This window comes from Paenibacillus sp. FSL R5-0623 (genome assembly GCF_037974265.1).
GTDB lineage: Bacteria > Bacillota > Bacilli > Paenibacillales > Paenibacillaceae > Paenibacillus.
Map to the genome: position 1 here is coordinate 1,327,767 of NZ_CP150233.1, position 21,617 is coordinate 1,349,383.

Below are 21,617 nucleotides of genomic sequence, written 5' to 3' on the forward strand. Positions count from 1 at the left end.
AACAAAGTCTTCGACACAGACGTTTGCACATTTATATGTTTTATTTCAGATAATTATAAATCATTCCCTCATGGAAGGGAAGGGTGGAGAAATAGAAGCCAAAACCCTTGTATATAGCGCAAATACGAAAATATAATCTATATTTTGTTCACTATTCCGGTTAAAATAAGTGTTAATCAGTTCACATATATTTGAAATATACCATTGAAATGTAATGTAACCGCTTTTATAATCCTATTATACCTAAATTGATTCATTACTTCATGAACCTAATTAACCATTTGATCAGGAAAGGTGGAGTTTGGTTTGGAAAAGTTAAGCAATGTGAAGAGGTTTAAGTGGAAACGGTTGGCGTTACCGGCATTACTTGTGATGGTATTACTGCTGGCAGGTCAGTCAAAAGCTTTGGCGGCGTTCTGGAATCTGACCGGAGATACCGCTGTTCATGATCCGTCGATTATCAAAGAGGGCAGTTCCTGGTACACCTTTTCAACCGGCCCGGGCATTCAAGTATTGAAATCCGATAATGGATCGTCCTGGTATCGTGTTCCACAAATCTTCTTAAGTAAGCCATCCTGGTGGGCTTCTGCCGTTCCGGGACAAAGTGGATTGGATGTATGGGCACCGGACGTAGAGCAGTATAACGGAAAAGTATGGCTCTATTATTCGATCTCCACCTTTGGCTCCAATCGGTCTGCGATTGGTCTTGCGTCTGCGAACAGCATTGGAGCAGGGCAATGGAAGGACGAAGGATTGGTGCTTCAAACCACGACCGCCAATAACTATAATGCCATTGACCCGAATCTGGTCATTGATGCTTCAGGCAATCCATGGCTGGCCTTCGGTTCTTTCTGGAGCGGTCTGAAGATTGTCAAGCTGGACAAAAATACGATGAAACCGACGGGAAGTATAACTTCCATTGCTGCGCGCCCGAATAACGGAGGTGCTATTGAAGGACCAAGTATTGTATATCGGGGCGGCTACTATTACCTGTTTGCTTCCATCGATTCTTGCTGCCAAGGGGTGAACAGTACCTACAAAATGGTCTATGGACGTTCTACCAGTATTACAGGCCCTTATGTGGACAAAAACGGAGTTAATATGCTGAATGGTGGCGGAACGATATTGGATACAGGCAATGTGAAATGGAAAGGTCCAGGTGGTCAGGACGTGTACAACGGCAATGTCATCGCAAGACATGCCTATGATGCAGAGGATAATGGCAATCCAAAATTGCTGATTAATGACTTGTTGTGGGACGCTAATGGATGGCCGAAGTATTGATTTGTTTTAGATAAATATAAAATGTTTTATAAAAGTGTTGACTAAAGTGATCTGGATTTGATAAATTAACAACAGAAATCCTATTTCATCCAATTGAATACGGTTACAAGTCCAGATCAGGAGGGGTTCAGATGGTAAAGAAAAAGAATTGGGTCACATTTATGCTTCTTATGCTGGTAAGTGCACTGGTACTTGCGGGCTGCGGAGGAGGAAGCGGCGGTGCAAGTGGGGACAAGGAGTTAACGTTTATGTTCCGCGGGGGCACAGATGAGCAGAAAGCATACCAGGCAGTGGTCAAGAAATTCGAAGAAGATCATCCGGGTGTGAAAGTCAAAATTATTGTAACGGCTGCGGATCAATATGCAACCAAGCTGAGAGCGGCAATTACAGGCAACAGCTTGCCTGACGTATTTTATTTTAACCCAGGCGATATTAAGGCCTATGTGAACAGCAATGTTCTCATGAATCTTACACCATACATTGAAAATAATGCGGATGTTGATTTGAATAACATCTGGAAATATGGAGTGGATCTATACCGTTATGACGGCAAGATGGCAGGACAGGGTGATCTTTACGGCATGCCGAAGGACCTCGGGCCATTTGCACTAGGCTACAACAAGACTTTGTTTGAAAAAGAAGGCATTCCATTCCCTGACAAGGATAAACCATATACATGGGAAGAGTTCATTAAGGTGAATCAGCAAGCGACCAAGGATACCAACGGGGACGGCAAACCGGATGTATTCGGTACAGGTTTTAACGTACAGTGGGCACTGCAATCCTTTGTATGGAGCAATGGCGGGGACTGGCTGGATGAGAGCAAAACGAAGGTAACCATTGATGATCCGAAATTCGCAGAAGCTTTGCAATTCTTCGCGGATATGCAGAACGTATACAACATTACACCTTCCATTGAGGAAGCGCAAACATTGGATACCTACCAACGCTGGATGAAAGGCGAAATGGCCTTCTTCCCTGTAGGTCCTTGGGATATGAGTACATTCGAAACTTTGCCTTTCGAGTATGATTTGTTACCTTTCCCTGCGGGATCGACTGGCAAGTCGGCTACGTGGATTGGTTCCCTGGGAATCGGGGTATCTGCGAAATCGAAACATCCGGAAGAAGCGGCAGCATTGGTGAACTACCTAACCGCTTCGAAAGAAAGTATGCAGCAACTGGTAGATGCCAAGGTACAGATTCCGAATCTGCTTGATATGGCAGACGAGTGGGCCAAAGATACATCCACGAAACCATCCAACAAGCAGGAATTCATTGATATCGTAGAGGATTACGGACGTTCTTTGCCAGGTAACTACACGTACAATGCGGAGTGGTATGACCTCTTCTTCACAGACATCCAGCCGGTATTAGATGGCAAGATTACAGCCGCTGATTATGTGAAGCAACAACAGCCAAAAATGCAGAAGCTGCTCGACAAAGCGGTTGAACAGGAACAGAAATCTCAGAAATAGTAGATAGGAAAGGGTGATGCCGGCAGCCTGCAATCATGCTGCTGGCATCATTCGTATTGGGTATTATTGGATTCCATACGGGCATGTGGCATTCGTTGATCGGCAAGGTTCAATCGAAGAATGCCACATGCTGATACTAGAAACAGGGGTGAACGCCGTGATTACGAAATCGAGTTTGTATCGCAAAGAGATGCTGTACGGATATCTGTTTATCTTACCTCCGATTCTTGGGTTGCTGATCTTTGTCATGTTCCCATTCCTCTACTCCCTCTATGGTTCCTTTACCGACTGGGATGGACTGGGACAGATGAACTTTATCGGATTGGCCAACTTTAAGGACTTGCTAACGGATGACTTATTTTACAAAGCGATGTTTAATACATTCTTCCTGATGCTCGGGATCCCGATTGGCCTTTTGCTGGCATTGTTGCTGGCTATGGGTTTGAATCGTAAAATTCCCGGGACTACGACCTTCCGTGTCATTTATTATATTCCGGTCATCTCCTCCCTGGCTGCGGTGTCCATCATGTGGAACTGGGCGTATAACGGGGATTACGGTCTGGTGAACCAGTTCCTCGGCCTGTTTGGCATTGAGGGTCCCAACTGGCTCGCGAACAAAGACACAGTCAAACCAGCACTGATTATTATGACGGTATGGAAAGGTTTGGGATACACCATGTTATTGTACCTGGCTGCGCTGCAAAGTGTATCACGTACATATTATGAGGCGGCTGAACTTGATGGAGCTAATGGGTTCCAGATTTTCCGCAATATCACCTGGCCGATGGTGAAGCCTGTTACCTTTTTCCTCGTCGTTACAAATATCATTGGCGGCTCCCAGATCTTTACCGAGATGAACATTATGACGCCTACAGGTGGTCCTGAATATTCATCGGCTTCGATTGTCTTCTATATTTGGCAGAAAGCCTTCAGTAACCTTCAGATGGGTTATGCGTCAGCCATGGCTATGATTCTTGGTATTTTCATTTTTGTCATTACCTTGGTGCAATTCAAAATGAACGAAAAATCAGCCTATGATGGGGACTAATTGTCAAGGGAAGGAGTGAATCGGAAATGTCTTACAGTCAAAAAAGGAATTTAACGAACACGATCATTTTTATCGTACTCGCGATCGGTGCTATTGCGATGGTTGCACCACTGATCTGGATGCTATCCACTTCATTGAAGGAGAAGCAGGATGTATTCGCGCTTCCACCAGTGTGGATACCTGAAGTATTTCAATTTGGAAAGTATAAGGAAATCTGGGAAGCAGGCCCGCTGCTAAGCGGGATCAAAAACAGCCTCATTATCGCGGTCAGTGTAACGATCGTCGGTACGTTTACATCCAGTATCGCTGCGTTTGCTTTTGCCAAATTGAGATTTCCACATAAAAACAAACTGTTTCTTGCTTTGCTTGCTTCCATGATGATTCCGTATCCAACAGTCATGATTCCACAATTCATGATGTTCTCAAAACTTGGCTGGACAGATACATTATTGCCACTTATTGTACCGGGGTTGTTCGGTAATGTGATTATGATCTTCTTCCTCCGGCAATATCTGCTTAGTGTGCCAGATGCCATTATTGAAGCAGCCAAAATTGATGGAAGTTCCTATTTCCGGCTCTATTCCAGTATTACATTCCCGTTGATTAAACCTGCCGTTGCTGCACAGTTAATTCTGTGGTTCATGGGGATCTGGAACGATTATCTCGCACCGATTATCTATCTGAATTCACCGGAGAAGCAGACGCTGCAGCTGGTCATTGCCAACTTCAATGCCACGTATGCAATTCAGACGGATTATCCACTTATTATGGCAGCGTCGATTGTGGCTCTGTTACCGGTATTAATCATCTTCCTGATCTTCCAGAAACAGATTATTGAATCGGTTGCCATTTCGGGAGTGAAGGGATGAATCAGCGGAAGAGATTCCGAGGGTGGACATTTTCGAAGAGAGGGGTTGTTGCTTCCATGTTGCTGTTGTTGATCACTGGAGCTACGGGCTGTACTGGAGAAGGGGCAGAAGAAACGGTTCCCCGTCCGGTCTTTCCTGAAGCCCCCCAAGATACTCAGCTGTATGACACTTCCATTTTGGACGATGAATCACGCTGGACGGTGAACAATGCGCATGATCCGGCCATTATGAAAACAGACCAGGGATACTACGTCTATTCCACAGACGTTCGTGTAGCAGGGGAAGCGAAACCCGGCGTCATGGTACGCAAATCGGATGATCTGATCCACTGGAACTGGGTAGGTCAGGCTCTACCCGGGATTCCGCAAGAAGCGCTGGACTGGACAGGTGCGGTCAATCTGTGGGCACCGGATGTGATTCAGGCTGGTGATACCTATCGGATGTATTATTCGGCTTCTTCTTTTGGCAGTACCCAGTCGGCTATTGGTCTTCAGACATCCCCTTCTCCCGAAGGTCCATGGACAGATGAAGGACTGGTTGTGAAAACTACTGCGAATGAACAGGACAAATTAAATGCCATTGATGCCAATCCCATCGTAGATGCCGAAGGCAATTCGTGGATGGTATATGGTTCATTCTTTGACGGCATTTATATTGCGCCACTCGACCCCGACACCGGGAAATTCAAGGACGAGGGTTATGGTACTCGCATTGCTGCTCGGGATCGTGCAACTGAAGAGGGTGCAGTGGAAGGTCCCTACATTGTGTATAACCCGGAGTTCAAAAAGTATTATCTGTTTGTCTCCTATGATTCCTTATTCGAGGACTATAACGTGAGGGTTGCGCGTGCTGATTCAATCACAGGCCCGTACACGGACATAAACGGCAATAACATGCTGGATACGGAGCATCTGCCTCAATATGAGATCGGCACCAAAATTCTGGGGGGTTATCGCTTCACAGAAGGCGAGGGCTGGGTTGCACCCGGACATAACTCCATTTTGAAGGACGGAGACGATTATTACATCGTGCATCATGCACGGGGTGAGACGGATAAAAACTGGCCATATCTGCATGTACGCAAAATGTTATGGACGAAGGACGGCTGGCCTGTGGTTTCACCTGAACGTTACGCCGGTGAGACTGCACAGGATATTCCGAAATCCATGATTGCCGGGGAGTGGGAAGGCATGGCGCTTGATCCGTCCGTGGACGGGCAGATTCAGGCAGTGCCTTATACCCTAACAAGCAACGGTAAAATTAAAAGCGAAAAAGGTTCAGGAACCTGGACATTTGATGGCCAACAAACATTGACACTGAAGTGGAAAGAAAGCCCATGGGGCGGAGCCTCCACGGAAGAGTTGCGACTGCTCCCGTCCTGGGACTGGGAGCGAAGCCAGCCCGCGCTGGTGGTGACTGGCCTCAATGACCACGGCATCGCGGTCTGGGGCAAGCAGATCAGCGCAGCGGAGTAAGGGGGCGACCAGCTAGCGCGGTAAGAGCGAGCTGCCGCTCTAAGGGTGCACAAACAGTGAGGGGGAGGAAGGAGGCGCAGGAGTGAGTTTGGCATCCGATTTCAACCGCCAGGAGCGGTGAAAAAAGAAATCGGAGGACAAGAGAGCACCAAGGACCTACCACCCCCGAACGCCCGCTGTGCATGTAAGCTGTCCTGTTAAGGCGCGTTAACGCAGAGAGACGCTTAAGATTCAGCTGTGCTGGCCTATGTCTGAGGCCAATCATGCACTAAATATGGGGAGAGTCGACCAAGCAAGGCGGTCGACCCCCTAAGACCGAGCCACACAATGGCTCGAAGTGAGGTTGTAATCCAGCGAGTGCGGTAAGAGCGAGCTGCCGCTCCAAGGGTGCACAAGCAGTGAGGGGGAGGAAGGGGGCGCAGGAGTGAGTTTGGCATCCGATTTCAACCGCCAAGAGCGGTGGAAAGAGAAATCGGAGGACAAGAGAGCACCAAGGCCCTGCCACCCCCGAACGTCCGCTGTGTATGCAAGCTGTCCTATTAAGCTGCGCTAACGCAGAGAGACGCTTAAGATTCATCTGTGCTGGCCTATGTCTGAGGCCAATCATGCACTAAATATGGGGAGAGTCGACCAAGCAAGGCGGTCAACCCCATAAGACCGAGCCACCAAAAAGGCTCGAAGTGAGGTTGTAACCCAGCGAGCGCGGTAAGAGCGAGCTACCGCTCCGAGGGTGCACAAGCAGTGAGGGGGAGGAAGGAGCCGCAGGAGTGAGTTTGGCATCCGATTTCAACCGCCAAGAGCGGTGGAAAGAGAAATCGGAGGACAAGAGAGCACCAAGGCCCTGCCACCCCCGAACGTCCGCTGTGCACCACCCCAAAAAGGTTTTCGCTTTTTCGAAATTGGGTTACATTCCCCAACTTCGAGCCAAACAACATTTGAAAGGGGAGCATTCCCATGACTGATTCTATTACATTTACTAATCCCATCTTGGAGCAACGTGCTGATCCGTGGGTGTACCGTCATACAGACGGTTACTATTATTTCTCCGCTTCCGTACCAGCCTTTGACCGGATCGAAATCCGGCGAGCAGAGACTTTGGAAGAGTTAAGAGATGCTGAGCCGGTAACGGCTTGGACGAAGCGTGATACAGGGCCCATGAGTGCCAACATCTGGGCACCGGAGATTCATTTTATTGATGGCAAATGGTACATACATTACGCTGCGGCTCACACCAGTGAGACCAACGAAGGTCTGTTCGATCACCGGATGTATGTCCTGGAGAACGATTCCGCGAATCCACTCGAAGGAGAGTGGGTAGAAAAGGGGCAGATACACACCCGGTGGGAATCATTTGCGCTGGATGCAACAACCTTTGAACATAAGGGAATCCGCTATCTGGTCTGGGCACAAAAAGATCCGGACATTGTGGGCAACTCGAACCTGTACATTGCCGAAATGGAAAACCCGTGGACGCTACGCGGCGAACAGGTCATGATCTCTACGCCAGAGTACGATTGGGAGATCATCGGCTTTAAAGTCAATGAAGGAGCAGCCGTGATGCATCGGAATGGACGGTTGTTTATCGGCTACTCGGCAAGCGCGACCGATTACAATTATTGTATGGGTCTGCTCACCGCAGATGAAAATGCCGACTTGCTTGATCCGGCCAGCTGGGTGAAATCACCCGAGCCAGTGTTCCAGACTTGTGAAGCGAACAGCCAATACGGTCCGGGCCATAATAGCTTTACCGTGTCGCCGGATGGTAAGACCGATATTCTGATTTATCATGCGCGTAATTACAAAGACATCGAGGGTGATCCCTTGTATGATCCAAACCGTCACGCCCGTGCTCAAGTGATTCATTGGCGTGAAGATGGCACACCTGATTTCGGTGTTCCGGTTCCCGATGGAAAAGCAGTAGTAGAAGCAAAATAAGAGGTAGTGAAACCTTTCATATGAGAGTCCTTAGTTAGCGAGTGATGCTGATTAAGGGCTCTTTTGTATGTGAACGATAAGATAGAGTGCCTGAACATATGTGTCCTGGACACAAAACAAAGCAACCACAACGATGATATCTGCGTATGAGAAAGATACAGATTACGATGCAGAACCTATTAGGAGGATCACATATGGATTCACGCGAGACGTTGGACAAGGAACTTGAACAGATTTTGAAATGGGAAAAACAACAGAAGGACTTGTTTATATGGGATAAGATCGGGCGTTTGCCCTTTGCGATGTTGGATAAAGTGATGCCTAAAGCGCTGAAACAAAAAATCGGAGATTCCCTGAACGACGTAGGTCAGTATGTGCAGAATGGAGGCAAGTTCCTCGTACAGAAGAAAAAAGTAGCCAAGCTGCTGCAAGAGGAAGCCGAGAGGTCCGGTTATTCCATGATGGACACGACCTATCGTCTGGAGCAGGAATCTGAAGCGGAGGGGACAGCGAAGATTCATAGTGTAGAGAATCTGCCACTTCAGGTACTGGACCAGGTGGCCGATAACATCACCGAGAGTCGAACCAAGTTTGCCGCGGCTCAGGGAGCAGCTACAGGCTTTGGTGGCATTGTAACCATTGCAGCAGATATTCCGATGGTGATGGGGCTTTCTCTGAAGGTACTGCAAGAGATGGCTCTATGTTACGGTTATGATCCAGATGAACCGCTGGAGCGTATCTTTATTGTCAAATGTCTGCAATTCTCTTCCGCCGATATTGTGGGCAAGAAAGCGATTATCGAAGAACTGGCCGCTTACGACGATCCGGACAAGCCCATTGAGGTGGTATCGCAGATGCAGGGCTGGCGGGAAGTGTTTAACTCCTACAGTGAATCTTTTGGCTGGAAGAAGCTTTTCCAACTCGTGCCGATTGCCGGTATGGTGTTTGGTTCGGTGAGCAACAAAAATACAATTCGAGATGTAGCCGAAGCAGGAAAAATGTTGTACAAAAAACGGCTGATCCTTCAGCGTTTGAAGTAATATTACAGAAAAAGTAATACTAGAGAAGAATATTTATATTGAAAGAGTTGAATTTGATATGTTAAACAAACAGGGTTTCTATGATCTTTTAGATCGCAATAATATCGTTTACGAAAGTATTGAACATCCCGCAGTATACACGATGGATGAAATATTCTCTTATCAGATTCCACATACAGAACGTATTGTTAAAAATCTGTTTCTGCGTGATGACAAGAAGCGCAACTATTATCTGGTGACGATTGCTGGGACGAAGTCCGTTGATTTGAGAAGTTTAAGCGAAAAGATACCTAGCCGCAAATTAAGTTTTGCCAGTGAAAAGGATTTGTTGGAATTCCTCGGATTGGAAAAGGGCCATGTAAATCCAATGGGAGTGTTTAATAACATACAGAAAAATGTGACCGTAGTTTTTGACAAGGATCTAGTTGGTCAGAAAATCGGAATTCATCCCATGGAAAATACGGCAACGGTATTTCTTGAATTTGAAGATGTGAAGGAACTAATTACAGCTCAAGGTAGCAACGTTGTCATGTGTGACGTTGAATAATACGTTTGAAGCTAAATACGAGAAAAACAAATATAAGAAAAAGGTTCCTGCCGTTCTGTATATACAGAGATGGCGGGAACCTTTTTGTTGCGATTCAAACATTTTATTTAGACTGCAGATGTAGGTTACTCTTCACTACCATTTTCTTTGGCCCAGATATTGAGTAATTTATCGGATGGAAGCAGGAACGTGAAAATCCCGAGCAGTGGCAGGAAGCTGCACATCTGCATTACCGGTGATACGCCGAAGACGTCAATCCAGTTGCCCAGCACGAGTGCGCCTAGACCTCCCATACCAAATGCCAGACCTGTGATCAGGCCCGAGACCGTTCCGATTTTGCCCGGAATCAGCATTTGTGCATATACAACCGTAACCGAGAAGCTGGATAACATGATAAAACCAATAATGGTTAGTAGTACGCCTGTCCAGAACAGATTCGCATAGGGTAACAACAGAGCCAGTGGAGCAGCTCCGGCCATGGACAGGAAGATCAGATTACGTTTGCCGAATCGATCCGCCAGTGGGCCTCCGAAGAACGTACCCAGTGCTCCGGCAGCCAGGAACAGGAAGATATAGATCTGCGCGTCCTCTGTGGACAATCCAAAGGTATCTTTCAAATTAAACGCATAAAAGCTACCGATGGAAGCGATATACCAGGAACGAACAAAGACGAGCAAAATCAATAGCGTAATGGCGGCAGTAATCTTTTTGCGTAAAGCAGGATTGGGTGCACGACGAGCAGCGGCCTGTCTACGCAGATATCCTCCCGATTGCAGCATGCGTCCATACCAACGGGCTATGTAGATCTGAACTGCAATCCCCATGGCAGCAATGCCTGTAAATCCAATGGCACCGAACAGTCCAAACGGGATAAAGATCCAGCGTGTAAGCAATGGGGCAAGGGATTGCCCAGCGTTACCACCGACTTGGAAGATGGACTGTGCCAGTCCACGGCGTTGCCCGGCAGCCATGTGTGATACACGCGAACCTTCCGGATGGAAAGCAGCGGAACCCAGACCGACAAAGATAACGGAAATCAGGACAGCCATATAACTGTCAGCGAAGGCCAACAGCAACATGCCGGTAAATGTAAAACCCATGCCAATGGGCAGGATGGATGGCGTCGGTTTTTTATCTGCAAACCAGCCTACGACAGGCTGCATAATGGAAGCGGTAAAGTTGATAGCAAATGAGATCCATCCGATCTGAGTATACGTGAGATGCATAGAGTCTTTAAGAATCGGAAAAATGGCGGGAATAACCGACTGGATCGAATCATTGAAGAGATGAACCAAACTGATGGCAATGAGTATCCGGTAAACGGTGCTTTGGGCATCCGATCCGGGTGGGGCTTTCGAACGCGCTGTGGCGTCCTTGGTTAATGAGGTTTGTGTAGACATGTACAATTCTCCTTTGGTCGCGGTCACGAGGGATCAGCGCCTGATGTTGTAATATATGCGTGTAAGCATATTGTTACATAATAGGATAGATTGATTGGACCGACAAGGGGAACAAGAGAAAACGTTGATGAATTCAATAGATGTTTTTTTATAGCCATTACATTTACAAAAGAAACGTATTACTTTAGCATCTACTGTAAGAAGAACCATATTTATGTGTAAGAAAGGATAGAGGAGGGATGGATATGAAATCCTTGTCACCTTATGAATCCGCCAAACGTGAGTTGGTGATGATCCCATTGTATTGAGAGACTGAGTTTCTAAAGGTGTATGCTAACCAAAGAAAAAGCCGAACTTCTTCAGTTTTGAAGAGTTCGGCTTTTCTGTGTCCTATAATTTATTTTAGTTATAGCAGAGTTGATTTTTACCCGCCAGTTTAACGATTATCAATCGTCTCCGGGTACATATCATGATTCATCATACGGTGGTCAGCCATCTGTTCGTATTTCGTTCCCGGCTTGCCGTAGTTCGTATAAGGGTCAATGGAAATGCCGCCGCGCGGTGTGAATTTGCCCCATACTTCGATGTAGCGCGGGTCCATCAGCTTGATCAGGTCGTTCATGATGATGTTCACACAATCCTCGTGGAAATCACCATGGTTACGGAAGCTGAACAGGTACAGCTTGAGTGATTTACTCTCGACCATTTTAACATCCGGAATGTAACTGATATAGATCGTCGCAAAGTCCGGCTGACCCGTAATCGGGCACAGGCTGGTGAACTCCGGGCAGTTGAATTTCACAAAATAATCGCGGTACGGATGTTTGTTATCAAAGCTCTCCAGGATGCCCGGATCATATTCAAACGTATATTTTACGTTCTGGTTACCCAGCAACGTCACATCTTGCATTTCATCAGGTTGTCTCATCGGTTCGTAAACACTCCTTGTTTCCGTCAAAGCCCAAAGCCTTGCGGTATATATGAATAGGCAATTTTTTGCCTGTTGAATTCGCTTATTTTCTAAGGACATTTCGTCCTCATCCTTACATCATGCCGCCCATTCCACCTATACTGCCCATTAAACGCCGCGTTTGTTGCCCCATACCAACGTATGAAGCTGTGGAAGCACACGAACATCATTCAGGTCATCAGAGGCGCTGACTTGGTCAATCAGCAACTCATAACGAGCAAGCAGGGAGGACGCCAGATCTGGCGTATCGGCGGAAGTCACATCCGGGTTCCCGGTTTGTAAAAATAAATCCGTGCCCGGATACCGTGCATGTACACGGCGGGCATAGTCCAAGTCTGTCTCATCGAAGATCACGATCTTCAGACTGTGACTTCGTTCTACCGGGCCAGCGGCGAGCCGTCCGATCAGATCATCCAGCACGGCCCAATCGGTGTCCATGCCGGAGCTTGGTGGCTTAGGCGAGACGGTGACTTCGTCAATGTCCGCCAGCCAAGGCTGCCAGCGGGAGCCCTGCGTCTCCACCGCGGTGCGGATGCCGTTCTCCCGCAGCAGGGCAACCAACCCGCCCAGCGAAGCAAGCAGGGCGGGATTACCGCCAGAGATGGTGACATGGGAGAAACGGGTGCCGCCAACGCGGCGCAATTCTTCCCATACGTCCTCTGGCGTAATCATTCGAATCTGGTCCTTGCCACTGCCGTCCCAGGTAAAGGCCGAGTCGCACCAGGAGCAGCGATAATCGCAGCCCGCGGTGCGAACAAACATCGTTTTTTGCCCGATGACCATGCCTTCGCCTTGAACCGTCGGACCAAAAATCTCCATCACGGGAATACGAGCCTCTTTGCGAGATCCCGTCTCATTCACCTGCTGTGTCACACTACTCATGGATCATCCACTCCCGTCTCGCTTCCGCGTAACTGGTTGGTGTCTCGAAGAGTCGGACAAACTCGGTCCGCCCACCATCGGTCAGCCCGGCATAGGGTTCTGTTTGCAAGGCATGTTCCATCTGTTCGAATAGCCAAACGACCATATTTTCAGCCGTTGTATTCATTAAAGGAAGTGTCTCGTTGAGGTACTGATGATCCAGATATCCCTCAATTTGAGTTTTCCATATATCTTTGATATGTCCAAAATCAACCGTCAGCCCGGTTTCACCCGGATAACCGCTGATGCCAAAAATAACTTTATACGTATGACCGTGCAGGTTCTTGCACTTGCCTTCATAACAATGCAGATGATGTGCTGCGTCAAAGGTGAATTCTTTGCTTACAAGTACACGTTTGCGGTGATAGCGCAGCTGGGTGGGCAGAATATCTTCTCCGATGCGTTGCAGATGCTCTACAATACGGAATGTTCCCGGCTCTCTCATCGTATATCCACTCCCGCCGATTCAGCAGCAGTACGTTGCTGTACATAACGATCCAATCCGGCTTTGCGCAGTTTGCATGCGGGGCAATCTCCGCATCCATCGCCGATCACGCCGTTATAACAGGTCAGAGTACGCTCGCGGACATAATCAAAAGCACCGAGATCATCGGCCATCTTCCACGTTTGGGCTTTGTCCAGCCACATGAGCGGGGTGTGAATGACAAATGGGTAGTCCATTGACAGGTTAAGCGTCACATTCATCGACTTCACAAATGAATCCCGGCAATCCGGGTATCCGCTGAAATCCGTCTCGCATACACCTGTAACCAGGTGACGTGCTCCTTTTTGCTTTGCCATAATGGCCGCAAAACTGAGGAACAGCAAATTTCGTCCATCTACAAATGTACTCGGTAATTCGCCTTCTTCATGCGTAATCTCCACATCCGTGCGAGTGAGCGCATTGGGGGCAAGCTGATTTAACAGGCTCATATCGAGTACCGTTTGCTGTACACCCAAATCACGGGCGATCTCGGCTGCACATTCAATCTCCAGCTTATGGCGTTGACCGTAATCAAACGTAACAACCTCGACTTCGGCAAACTGTTGTTTGGCCCAGAACAGACACGTGGTACTATCCTGACCTCCGCTGAATACAACGACTGCTTTTTCTTCGTTCAACATAAAAAAACCTCTCTATCTTCTTGAGATCAAACCATGCACATAGGCATAGAGTGTCGGAAGAACAGAGAAGTTCATGAACTGGCATCCATCAAAAAACACACCTTCTCAATAACCGCTTCAAAAAAAGCAGCCATGAGCAAGTGTCCTTAGTTTTTTACGTACATGATTGCATGGTGACCGCAACGTGTACGCAAGACTTATACTGACCATCACATGATCAAGTCTTATAGAGGGAGTTCGCGAACCTCTCCCATGCCGTAGGGCGTGTCTCAAAACTCGCTGAAGTGCACCTTTTACCGCCTTTTCGCCCCATGCTGCGTCACTTTCCCTTGACGTGCCTCGGCACGCCTGCGGAAAACTTCCTTGCTTGGAACGAAAATTCGGCAAAATCTGCTTCCTTCAGAGTTCTCAGACACGCCCTATGGCATGGATTTTCTTCTTCAATTGTCTGAACCATTATAACATGAAACGGTGTGGTGACCACCCCACTGGAGCAGAGTGGCAGCTCATCGGTCGGTTCCATCAACTAAAAGCTTATTTGATCAATACATTGCCGAAAGGGATCACTTCTTTCAGAATTCGTTTGAACAGTCCCTCATCGTTAAGATCCTGTTCCAAGCGGTGATTCTCACGTCCAGCCTGAAAGAGTACAGATCCATTCCCGGTCATCTTCCAATGATAATTCATATGCTGACTGGCAAGGTTGTTACCATATACGGTGAGTTCCAGATGTGCATTTTCGGGATAAGCAATAATGCTGCCAGCATCCACATAGAGTGGCGCTGTTGGGTGAAGTTCCTGTTGGCAGACCTGACCTTGAGTGAGCAATCCGATTTTGCCTTTGCCGGAAAATTTCATTTTCACTGCATCACGGGTGATCAGCATATTTTTGATTTTCTGAATTTTGGTATGCATGGTTACACCATCAGAGTAGAAGAACAGGTGGCGGAAGTCATAGAGCAGATCACTGTCCTCCGTGAGCTCCACTTCCTTCATGGTGAATCCGGGAGGCAGGGCAGCCACAAATTGGCAAGGTCCGGTGATTTCGGATTTAATCAGCTTTTTTTTGCGATATATGCCCGTGATATTCATGAATTTATCATTGCGATTCCCACTTGGACCGCGGAAGGCTACAATCTGCTGCGGATGCAAAATATGAAGGCGGTCATCTTTAATCAGTGAAAATGTGACGACTTGTCCTGCTCCGCCTGCTTCAGCATTGTTCAGGTGTATGTTCATGCAGTTGCTCCTGTTCTTTTATACTCGGCCTGAACGGCGACGCATTCCCCAGCGCATCACACGAATCAGAACAAAGTAACCCAATATGAGAGAAACGACAGTGATGACCATCGTCTGAATTCGTTTGGTGGTAGCTGCTTTGGCATTCTGGTCATCCTGCAGTTTGCTTACCATTTCAGTAAGTTTCTGGTTCTGAGCCAGTAGTTGTTCGTTCTGGGTCTTAAATGCTTCGACATTGGCCTGGGCTTGTCCCAACTGAGCAGATGTTTGATTTAATTGCTCCATTGTTTGGTTATAACTTTCCTGCAGAGCGTTCACTTCTCCGGGCAGTTCGGAGACTCGCTCCCATCCGCTGTATATATCAGTAAAAATATTAGCACTGGCTGCACTTACTGTCGAAGTGATCGAAACGGTAAATAGAATGCATGTGGTGAATAACACCCGAATGAAATAACCCTGAATGGATTTTGGCATCGTTAACACCTCTTTCTTCGGTTAGATAGATCAATCGCCGAATTCGTCGTCTATTGTTGAAATACGGCTCTTACATTATACGTCAAAACCGGGACGATGGGTTCAAGATGATATCGGTTTATTACCCGAAATATTTAAAATGATTTAGGAACACGGCTGTTTAACTTACAAATCAGTGGGGTAATAGAACGATAGGCAAGCACACCGGACCGTTTTAACACATCTTTTACTTCAGCTCCGGGTGCATGTTATTCACAAATACGCAATTTAATGAACGATACCAATATATCCGATTGAATATAAGATCGTGAACATGAAGGAGTAGAAAGATATGTACACAACAGATCAGAACACATCAACCAAAACAATTATGATCACTGTTAATGGAGAGCCAGTAGGCCGTAAGCTGGTCATTGATAGTGTCACCTATGCTCCGGTAACCGAAGCAGATAGCACACAGTATTTACACAAAATGGGAATCCATCATCCTACTGTTTAATTTGGGACTTGTCATAAATAAGTGATTGAAAAGCTTGGCATAGCGCCAGGCTTTTTCGTCGTTTATTGTCGTATTGAGACGGATTTAGGGATATAAAACTAATATATTGGAAAAATTTAATGGGAACATGTGTTCCGTGACAATATAGTGTCCATTCACCCTGATAACTTAGAAGATAATACATATAAATCGGGGGAGAGACTACCAGTGAACTCAGTCTTTGAAGTATCTTATTCGTGGAATAAAGAGGCCATACCGACAGGGGGAGCCGACCCCGTATATATGATGGTAGAGTGGCGTAACGGTGCCCCTGCCAAAAGACTTAGGAAAATAGCACCCAAAATTGTATCAAGAGATTTGGAACTTTTGCTCAAACCGGAATATGGAGTACAGCTAAAAGGTATCTATGGATGTCGTTCCAAAGAAACGGATATTGGCTGGGTACTGAGGCTTGGCGATATGTACAAGGGGGAAAGTAAGCAAATTTTGCTTGAATTCGTCATGGGACCCCGTGCATCAGGAAAAGCTGCCGTATGTTCAGCCTATTGGAGCACAAGGAAGTTGAAACAAAGTCAACGTGTATTGTTACGAAGAGAACAGTTGTATATTCAGTACACCAGTCATCTGGGCATGTTGCGACAGCCCGAAGATCCCAAGGTGGAGAAAACGATCAAATTAAGTGAAACGGTGCCCTTGATCAAACAAGCCCTGCGCGCTTACGAAAGAGGACGGGTTCAAGAGGGAAACAATATGTTGCGTCGTCATGCAGATGCATTGTTAATTGAAGCTGCACGGAAACAGGATCTGGACTATTACGCGGAAGCCGAGATCGTCGAAAAGCTGCGTTATCACTACGAGATCACGTTTACAACCGGATATCATGATCGTGAAAAAAAGATATTAGGGGAATAGGGTTGATTTCAAATGGTAACGGTTAGAGTGAGTCTACATATTTGAAGGTGAAGTTTAGGAGAAGGTCGAATGTATGTATCAATATCATATTAAACAATGGATGGAGTTGTATCAAATTTATTGAAACAACATCGTGGAGGGTCCGGCAAAATGACAGACCGACTAATCCGATTAATGCGCATTATAACGCTGGTACAGGCCAAGCCGGGCATTCTGGCACGTGAGCTTGCCGAGCGATGCGAGACAACGGAAAGGACGATATACCGCGACATGGAGGCCCTCAGTGCAATGCATATCCCGATCGCCAATATGGGACACGGGCAAGGGTACATGTTTATCAGCCAGTTTGCCATGTATCCGCTAAATTGGTCTGATGAAGAAGCCCAAGCTTTCATGCATCTTGCTGAAGTTATGGAGAATATTCGTCCTTTGCTGAAACCTGCTTTTGAGAGCGCTTATGAGAAAGTGGTTGCTGCGAGTCAGAAAAACAAAACAGAACGAGTGGAATGGTCGGAGCATATTAGTAGTTTGTTTAAACTGGGGTTGCCTGTATGGCAAAATGAGAGAAATGATCCACAGAATCAATCTCTAATTCCCCTGCTTCAGGCTGGCATTTCACAGAACACCATTGAAGGGGAATATCTGTCTCAAGGTAAAAAAGGGATCGTACGCATAGATCCTTACTGTCTTATCCCTCGCGAGTACAGATTTGAGCTGTTAGCATATTGTCACCTGTCGGAGAAACTTCGAATCTTTCAGGTAAGTCGGCTGCAGAAGATACGAATATTGCCACGCACGTTTCGCAAAGAGGATCATCTCATACAATCGCATTTCCACATTCCTTGGGCATACGAGGGAAGTACGGAGTGGACAGCGTTCAAAATTCGATTTGCACCCCATGCTGTGAAGCGAGTGATGCAGGAGCAATTTTTTATGCGACCGATCCTAACCATTGAACCGGAAGGTAGCCTGTTATTTGAAGCCATATTAAGTGATGTTGACGAATTTCTCGTATGGATATCTAAATATGGACCTGATGCGGAAATCCTCGAACCGGAGATCTGCCGCATCAAGATGAAAGAACGTCTGAATGATTGGCAACAAATGTACAATAAAAGTTGAGATTAGAATGCCATCCATCCTAAGGCAAAATACGATTAAGTAGCATGCTGTGGACGTTTACTCTTTGGTTTTGAAAAGGCTTGCCAGATTGCCAAAAGGTGATTCTTTCTCTTCATCTTCTGTGGAGCTGGAATACACGACCTTGGATGTAATGCCCTCATCGTCTGCTGCACAATTGTTTTCGAGAGTGAATCGGTCAAATTGATGCATAAATACCTTTGCTGTATTGATGGCATCATCCAAGGCACGGTGCTGGGTACCATCAAATTCAATTCCGCAGATTTCAAGAGCCTGAGCGAGCCCCAGTTGACGGAATTTGCCTTCTTTGCGGACGGTGCGGGACCACTGTTGCTGGAGATCGTTATGATTGGTGATCCAGGCCACATCAAGTTGATGGGTACGACAATGAGAGATCAGTTTGCTGCGGTCATCGGGTCCCCAGGAACACATGTAATAGGGCTCACTTCCCATCCAGGCAATGAATTGGTTCAGTGCTGCCGGGAAAAGAGGGGCTGCATCAATATCTTTCTGCGTGATACCTGTAAATTGAATCGTGTCAGTGGACAGCACGGACTTGTTGGAAGGACGAACATACGTATGGAACGTATCCGTTACGACCAATCCATCGGCACTTTCCGTAACTTTGACGGCACCGATATCAATAATTTCAGAAGAATAGCGAGTATTGCGGCTTACCGTGAATTCAAGATCATATATGATATATGGCATGGGACAAGCTCCTTTATCGATTAATACCTGTGATAGATTTCTATTTCTCTATATTACAGGGAACGTGCTGCCATGTCAGCCATCGCCAGAGAATTCATTGTAGTCAGGATGAACGGACAGTCTGAGTGTTTAATGATTTTTCTAATGCATTTCCGGTTTTGGTAAGTCTTTACTTCGCCAAAAGTGGTCGTTATAATGAGGAAAGTTAGGGACTTTCCTATGTTTTGTTTGTATTTATGGCAACATAAAAGTAGAATTTTACGTCTTATTATCAGAACTTCCTAACACCGTTTGAAGTGTTGGGGAGTTTTTTTATTATGTATAGCATACTCATGTAGGAAAGGAGAAAAAGTTAGTCGGTTGTTGGTATAACATAGGAAAACTACTTCACTAGTTAGCATTGTTGAATTTAAAGTACATATGGAGGTTTGTTTCTTTGATTAGTAGAAAATTGAAAATAACAGCAATTACAGCCAGTGTGTTTATTGTTTTAATGAGCGCTGCATATGGTGCATTCTATATTTGGAACAAGCATTATAAATTTAATAATAATTATGTATGGCAGCCTTTGGAGAACGTGCAATCTACACTAAACCTGAAAGATTCCTATAACGTGATTGTAGCTGGAACGGATCCGGAAGGTATTACTGCTGCCTTATCAGCTGCTCGTAATGGGATGCGTGTATTGCTGGTGGAAGCAAGAGATCGCAACATGTTGGGAGGATTGTTGACCGAGGGTGGCCTTAATACGCTGGATCTAAATTATTCACCTGAACAACCGCAGCTATTGAGTAGTTTGCGGCAGCCTGACTTTTTGAACAAAGGCATTTTCCAGGAATGGTTTGACCAGATCGAGGGTAGTTCATTTGATACCAATACAGCGGCTAACATGTTCTATCGGATGGTCCGTTCCGAACCTAATATTGACCTGTTGATGAATGTTAAGGAATTAGTTCCACTTACTGAACAATCTACGGGAGATCACACGACAATAACGGGTATGAGTATAACTAAAGAAGATGGAACAACTGTTCAGATCTCAACCCGCTCCATCATTGATGCAACGCAAGATGCGGATATTGCAGCCGCTGCAGGAGTTCCATATTCCATAGGCAGACAAGATATTGGAGATGGTAAATCCAAAATGGTCTCTACGCTTGTATTCAAGCTAAGCGGTGTTACTGATGAGGTATGGCAAAAGTTTAGGGAAAGAGATGGGACCGGGGTGGATAAGATGAGTGCTTGGGGGTACGGTGATGCTAGAAAATATGAATCCTCCAATCCACAACATATTAAGATTCGAAGTCTGAATATCGGAAGACAAAATGATGATACAATCTTGATTAATACGATGCAAATCTTTGGGGTAGATCCGTTAGATCCGATATCTGTGAAGAAAGGTCTGGAAATCGGGCGTAAAGAGGCCCCACTAATTGTTGATTTTCTGAAGAAAAATTATGATGAATTTGCAGGGTTACAATATGCTGGAACAGCGAACGAACTTTACGTGAGGGAGTCACGTCATATCTATGGCGAGTACCGATTAACATTAGCTGATGTCATGGAAAATCGTGATCATTGGGATGCCATTGGATACGGCTCATACGATATTGATATTCAGAGCACGAGTGTTGGAAATCCCGGCACGATTATGTTGAGTCCGATTCAATATGGTGTACCTTTTCGCTCGCTTGTACCGCTAAAGGTTGATGGTTTGCTTGTCGTTGGACGTGCAGCAAGTTTTGATACAATCCCACACGGTAGTGCAAGAGTTGTCCCACTGGGAATGGCAGAGGGAGAAGCAGCAGGAGCGGCGGTCAAGCTGGCATATATCCATAAGGAGTCCTTCCGCGAACTCTCAACTTCCGAAGAGCGAGCATCTGAACTACGTAAGATGCTGGAGAATCAGGGTATGGATCTGAAAGTACATCGTTTCGAGCAGCCTGATTATATGGAGCATAAGGATTACAAGGGATTGCTGGCTGCAGCGAGTATGTATATGACTTCAGGCAATTATAATAACGATGGTTGGGAACTGGATAAAGGAATGAATTCAGAACGATTTTTAAGTAAATTGAAAAGAATGCAAGCGATGTTTCCAGAAGCCTACACAGGCAGTGCCGACCAAGCTCTAGCAAATATGGAGAATGCCTTAACCCTACCTTTAACGTTGGATCAGGCTGCCTATATGTTATGTCTGGCCATGGGATCTTCAGAAACGGAAACATCACTTGAACAGGCACTTGCTCAATTACAAACGCAAAACTTTATAAGTGACGACACGCTTGCTGGCATTGCTGACAAGAACAATCTTACCAATGGGGATGCGTTTATGCTCATTCGTGATGTAGTGGAGTATTATTCTGGAGTTGTATTCGACTAATTGGTTGACAATTACTTGTAAATGAACTAATGTGGTCAAAAATGATAACAGCGTTATAACGAGGACATGATTGTGCAAGCCAGCTTCAACAGAGAGGGAACAGTGTGGTGCAAGGTTCCTGTAGCTGCTTCATAAATTCCTACCTCGCGAGCTGCGGAAGAGAATGCCCA

At 46.2% G+C, this 21,617-nt stretch carries 20 protein-coding genes; 12 read left to right on the forward strand and 8 right to left on the reverse strand.

Annotated features, from left to right (window positions below; all coding sequences use genetic code 11):
- The first annotated feature begins 372 nt into the window (after positions 1-372).
- The 8 genes from MKY92_RS05920 to MKY92_RS05955 all read left to right on the forward strand — a co-directional run bounded on the left by MKY92_RS05920 (position 373) and on the right by MKY92_RS05955 (position 9,673).
- Positions 373-1,284, forward strand: coding sequence for a glycoside hydrolase family 43 protein (locus MKY92_RS05920; RefSeq protein ID WP_206099161.1), 912 nt, complete (start codon positions 373-375; stop codon positions 1,282-1,284).
- A 131-nt stretch (positions 1,285-1,415) separates the two neighbouring features.
- Positions 1,416-2,759: a sugar ABC transporter substrate-binding protein gene (locus MKY92_RS05925; protein WP_124117108.1), complete on the forward strand. Its 1,344-nt coding sequence runs from the start codon at positions 1,416-1,418 to the stop codon at positions 2,757-2,759.
- A gap of 157 nt (positions 2,760-2,916) precedes the next feature.
- Positions 2,917-3,807, forward strand: coding sequence for a sugar ABC transporter permease (locus tag MKY92_RS05930; RefSeq protein ID WP_124117107.1), 891 nt, complete (start codon positions 2,917-2,919; stop codon positions 3,805-3,807).
- A gap of 26 nt (positions 3,808-3,833) precedes the next feature.
- Positions 3,834-4,676, forward strand: coding sequence for a carbohydrate ABC transporter permease (locus tag MKY92_RS05935; protein WP_221819058.1), 843 nt, complete (start codon positions 3,834-3,836; stop codon positions 4,674-4,676).
- A 56-nt stretch (positions 4,677-4,732) separates the two neighbouring features.
- The gene (locus MKY92_RS05940; RefSeq protein ID WP_339301711.1) at positions 4,733-6,151 is read left to right on the forward strand and encodes an arabinan endo-1,5-alpha-L-arabinosidase; all 1,419 of its coding nucleotides are present in this window, start codon (positions 4,733-4,735) and stop codon (positions 6,149-6,151) included.
- 954 nt (positions 6,152-7,105) lie between these two features.
- Positions 7,106-8,086, forward strand: a complete 981-nt coding sequence (locus MKY92_RS05945; protein ID WP_339299658.1) for a family 43 glycosylhydrolase — start codon at positions 7,106-7,108, stop codon at positions 8,084-8,086.
- A gap of 194 nt (positions 8,087-8,280) precedes the next feature.
- On the forward strand, positions 8,281-9,126 hold the full coding sequence (locus MKY92_RS05950) for an EcsC family protein (protein ID WP_339299660.1): 846 nt from the start codon (positions 8,281-8,283) through the stop codon (positions 9,124-9,126).
- A gap of 58 nt (positions 9,127-9,184) precedes the next feature.
- Complete coding sequence (locus MKY92_RS05955; protein WP_339299662.1) at positions 9,185-9,673, forward strand: prolyl-tRNA synthetase associated domain-containing protein; 489 nt, start codon at positions 9,185-9,187, stop codon at positions 9,671-9,673.
- A gap of 125 nt (positions 9,674-9,798) precedes the next feature.
- Here MKY92_RS05955 and MKY92_RS05960 read toward each other — a convergent pair whose 3' ends face one another.
- From MKY92_RS05960 to MKY92_RS05990, 7 genes are all read right to left on the reverse strand, one after another.
- Positions 9,799-11,073, reverse strand: a complete 1,275-nt coding sequence (locus MKY92_RS05960) for an MFS transporter (protein ID WP_047841924.1) — start codon at positions 11,071-11,073, stop codon at positions 9,799-9,801.
- Positions 11,074-11,509: 436 nt separating this feature from the next.
- Positions 11,510-12,001, reverse strand: a complete 492-nt coding sequence (gene queF / locus MKY92_RS05965; protein ID WP_076319044.1) for a preQ(1) synthase — start codon at positions 11,999-12,001, stop codon at positions 11,510-11,512.
- 150 nt (positions 12,002-12,151) lie between these two features.
- On the reverse strand, positions 12,152-12,925 hold the full coding sequence (queE, locus tag MKY92_RS05970) for a 7-carboxy-7-deazaguanine synthase QueE (protein ID WP_339299664.1): 774 nt from the start codon (positions 12,923-12,925) through the stop codon (positions 12,152-12,154).
- Positions 12,918-13,409 carry a 6-carboxytetrahydropterin synthase QueD gene (gene queD, locus MKY92_RS05975; RefSeq protein WP_100530025.1) on the reverse strand — a complete coding sequence of 164 codons (492 nt, stop codon included), beginning with the start codon at positions 13,407-13,409 and terminating at the stop codon, positions 12,918-12,920. The genes queE and queD overlap by 8 nt, the downstream gene beginning before the upstream one ends.
- A complete protein-coding gene (gene queC, locus MKY92_RS05980; RefSeq protein ID WP_339301712.1) occupies positions 13,406-14,086 on the reverse strand; it encodes a 7-cyano-7-deazaguanine synthase QueC in 681 nt (226 codons plus the stop codon). The genes queD and queC overlap by 4 nt, the downstream gene beginning before the upstream one ends.
- A 537-nt stretch (positions 14,087-14,623) precedes the next feature.
- Positions 14,624-15,328 (reverse strand): AIM24 family protein, encoded by a 705-nt coding sequence (locus tag MKY92_RS05985; protein WP_339299665.1) that lies wholly within the window; start codon positions 15,326-15,328, stop codon positions 14,624-14,626.
- An 18-nt stretch (positions 15,329-15,346) separates the two neighbouring features.
- Positions 15,347-15,802, reverse strand: a complete 456-nt coding sequence (locus tag MKY92_RS05990; protein WP_339299667.1) for a hypothetical protein — start codon at positions 15,800-15,802, stop codon at positions 15,347-15,349.
- Between the two features lie 331 nt (positions 15,803-16,133).
- Between MKY92_RS05990 and MKY92_RS05995 the strand changes: the two genes are divergently transcribed.
- From MKY92_RS05995 to MKY92_RS06005, 3 genes are all read left to right on the forward strand, one after another.
- Entirely contained in the window at positions 16,134-16,301 is a 168-nt protein-coding gene (locus MKY92_RS05995; protein WP_339299669.1) for a hypothetical protein, read from the forward strand.
- 207 nt (positions 16,302-16,508) lie between these two features.
- Positions 16,509-17,213, forward strand: a complete 705-nt coding sequence (locus MKY92_RS06000) for a hypothetical protein (RefSeq protein ID WP_221819066.1) — start codon at positions 16,509-16,511, stop codon at positions 17,211-17,213.
- A gap of 150 nt (positions 17,214-17,363) precedes the next feature.
- Positions 17,364-18,335, forward strand: coding sequence for a WYL domain-containing protein (locus tag MKY92_RS06005; RefSeq protein ID WP_339299671.1), 972 nt, complete (start codon positions 17,364-17,366; stop codon positions 18,333-18,335).
- Positions 18,336-18,392: 57 nt separating this feature from the next.
- Here MKY92_RS06005 and MKY92_RS06010 read toward each other — a convergent pair whose 3' ends face one another.
- The gene (locus MKY92_RS06010; RefSeq protein ID WP_339299673.1) at positions 18,393-19,064 is read right to left on the reverse strand and encodes a 3'-5' exonuclease; all 672 of its coding nucleotides are present in this window, start codon (positions 19,062-19,064) and stop codon (positions 18,393-18,395) included.
- A gap of 436 nt (positions 19,065-19,500) precedes the next feature.
- On the opposite strand from MKY92_RS06010, the gene MKY92_RS06015 reads away from it, so the two are divergent.
- Positions 19,501-21,447, forward strand: coding sequence for an FAD-dependent oxidoreductase (locus MKY92_RS06015; RefSeq protein ID WP_339299675.1), 1,947 nt, complete (start codon positions 19,501-19,503; stop codon positions 21,445-21,447).
- Positions 21,448-21,617 lie beyond the last annotated feature (170 nt).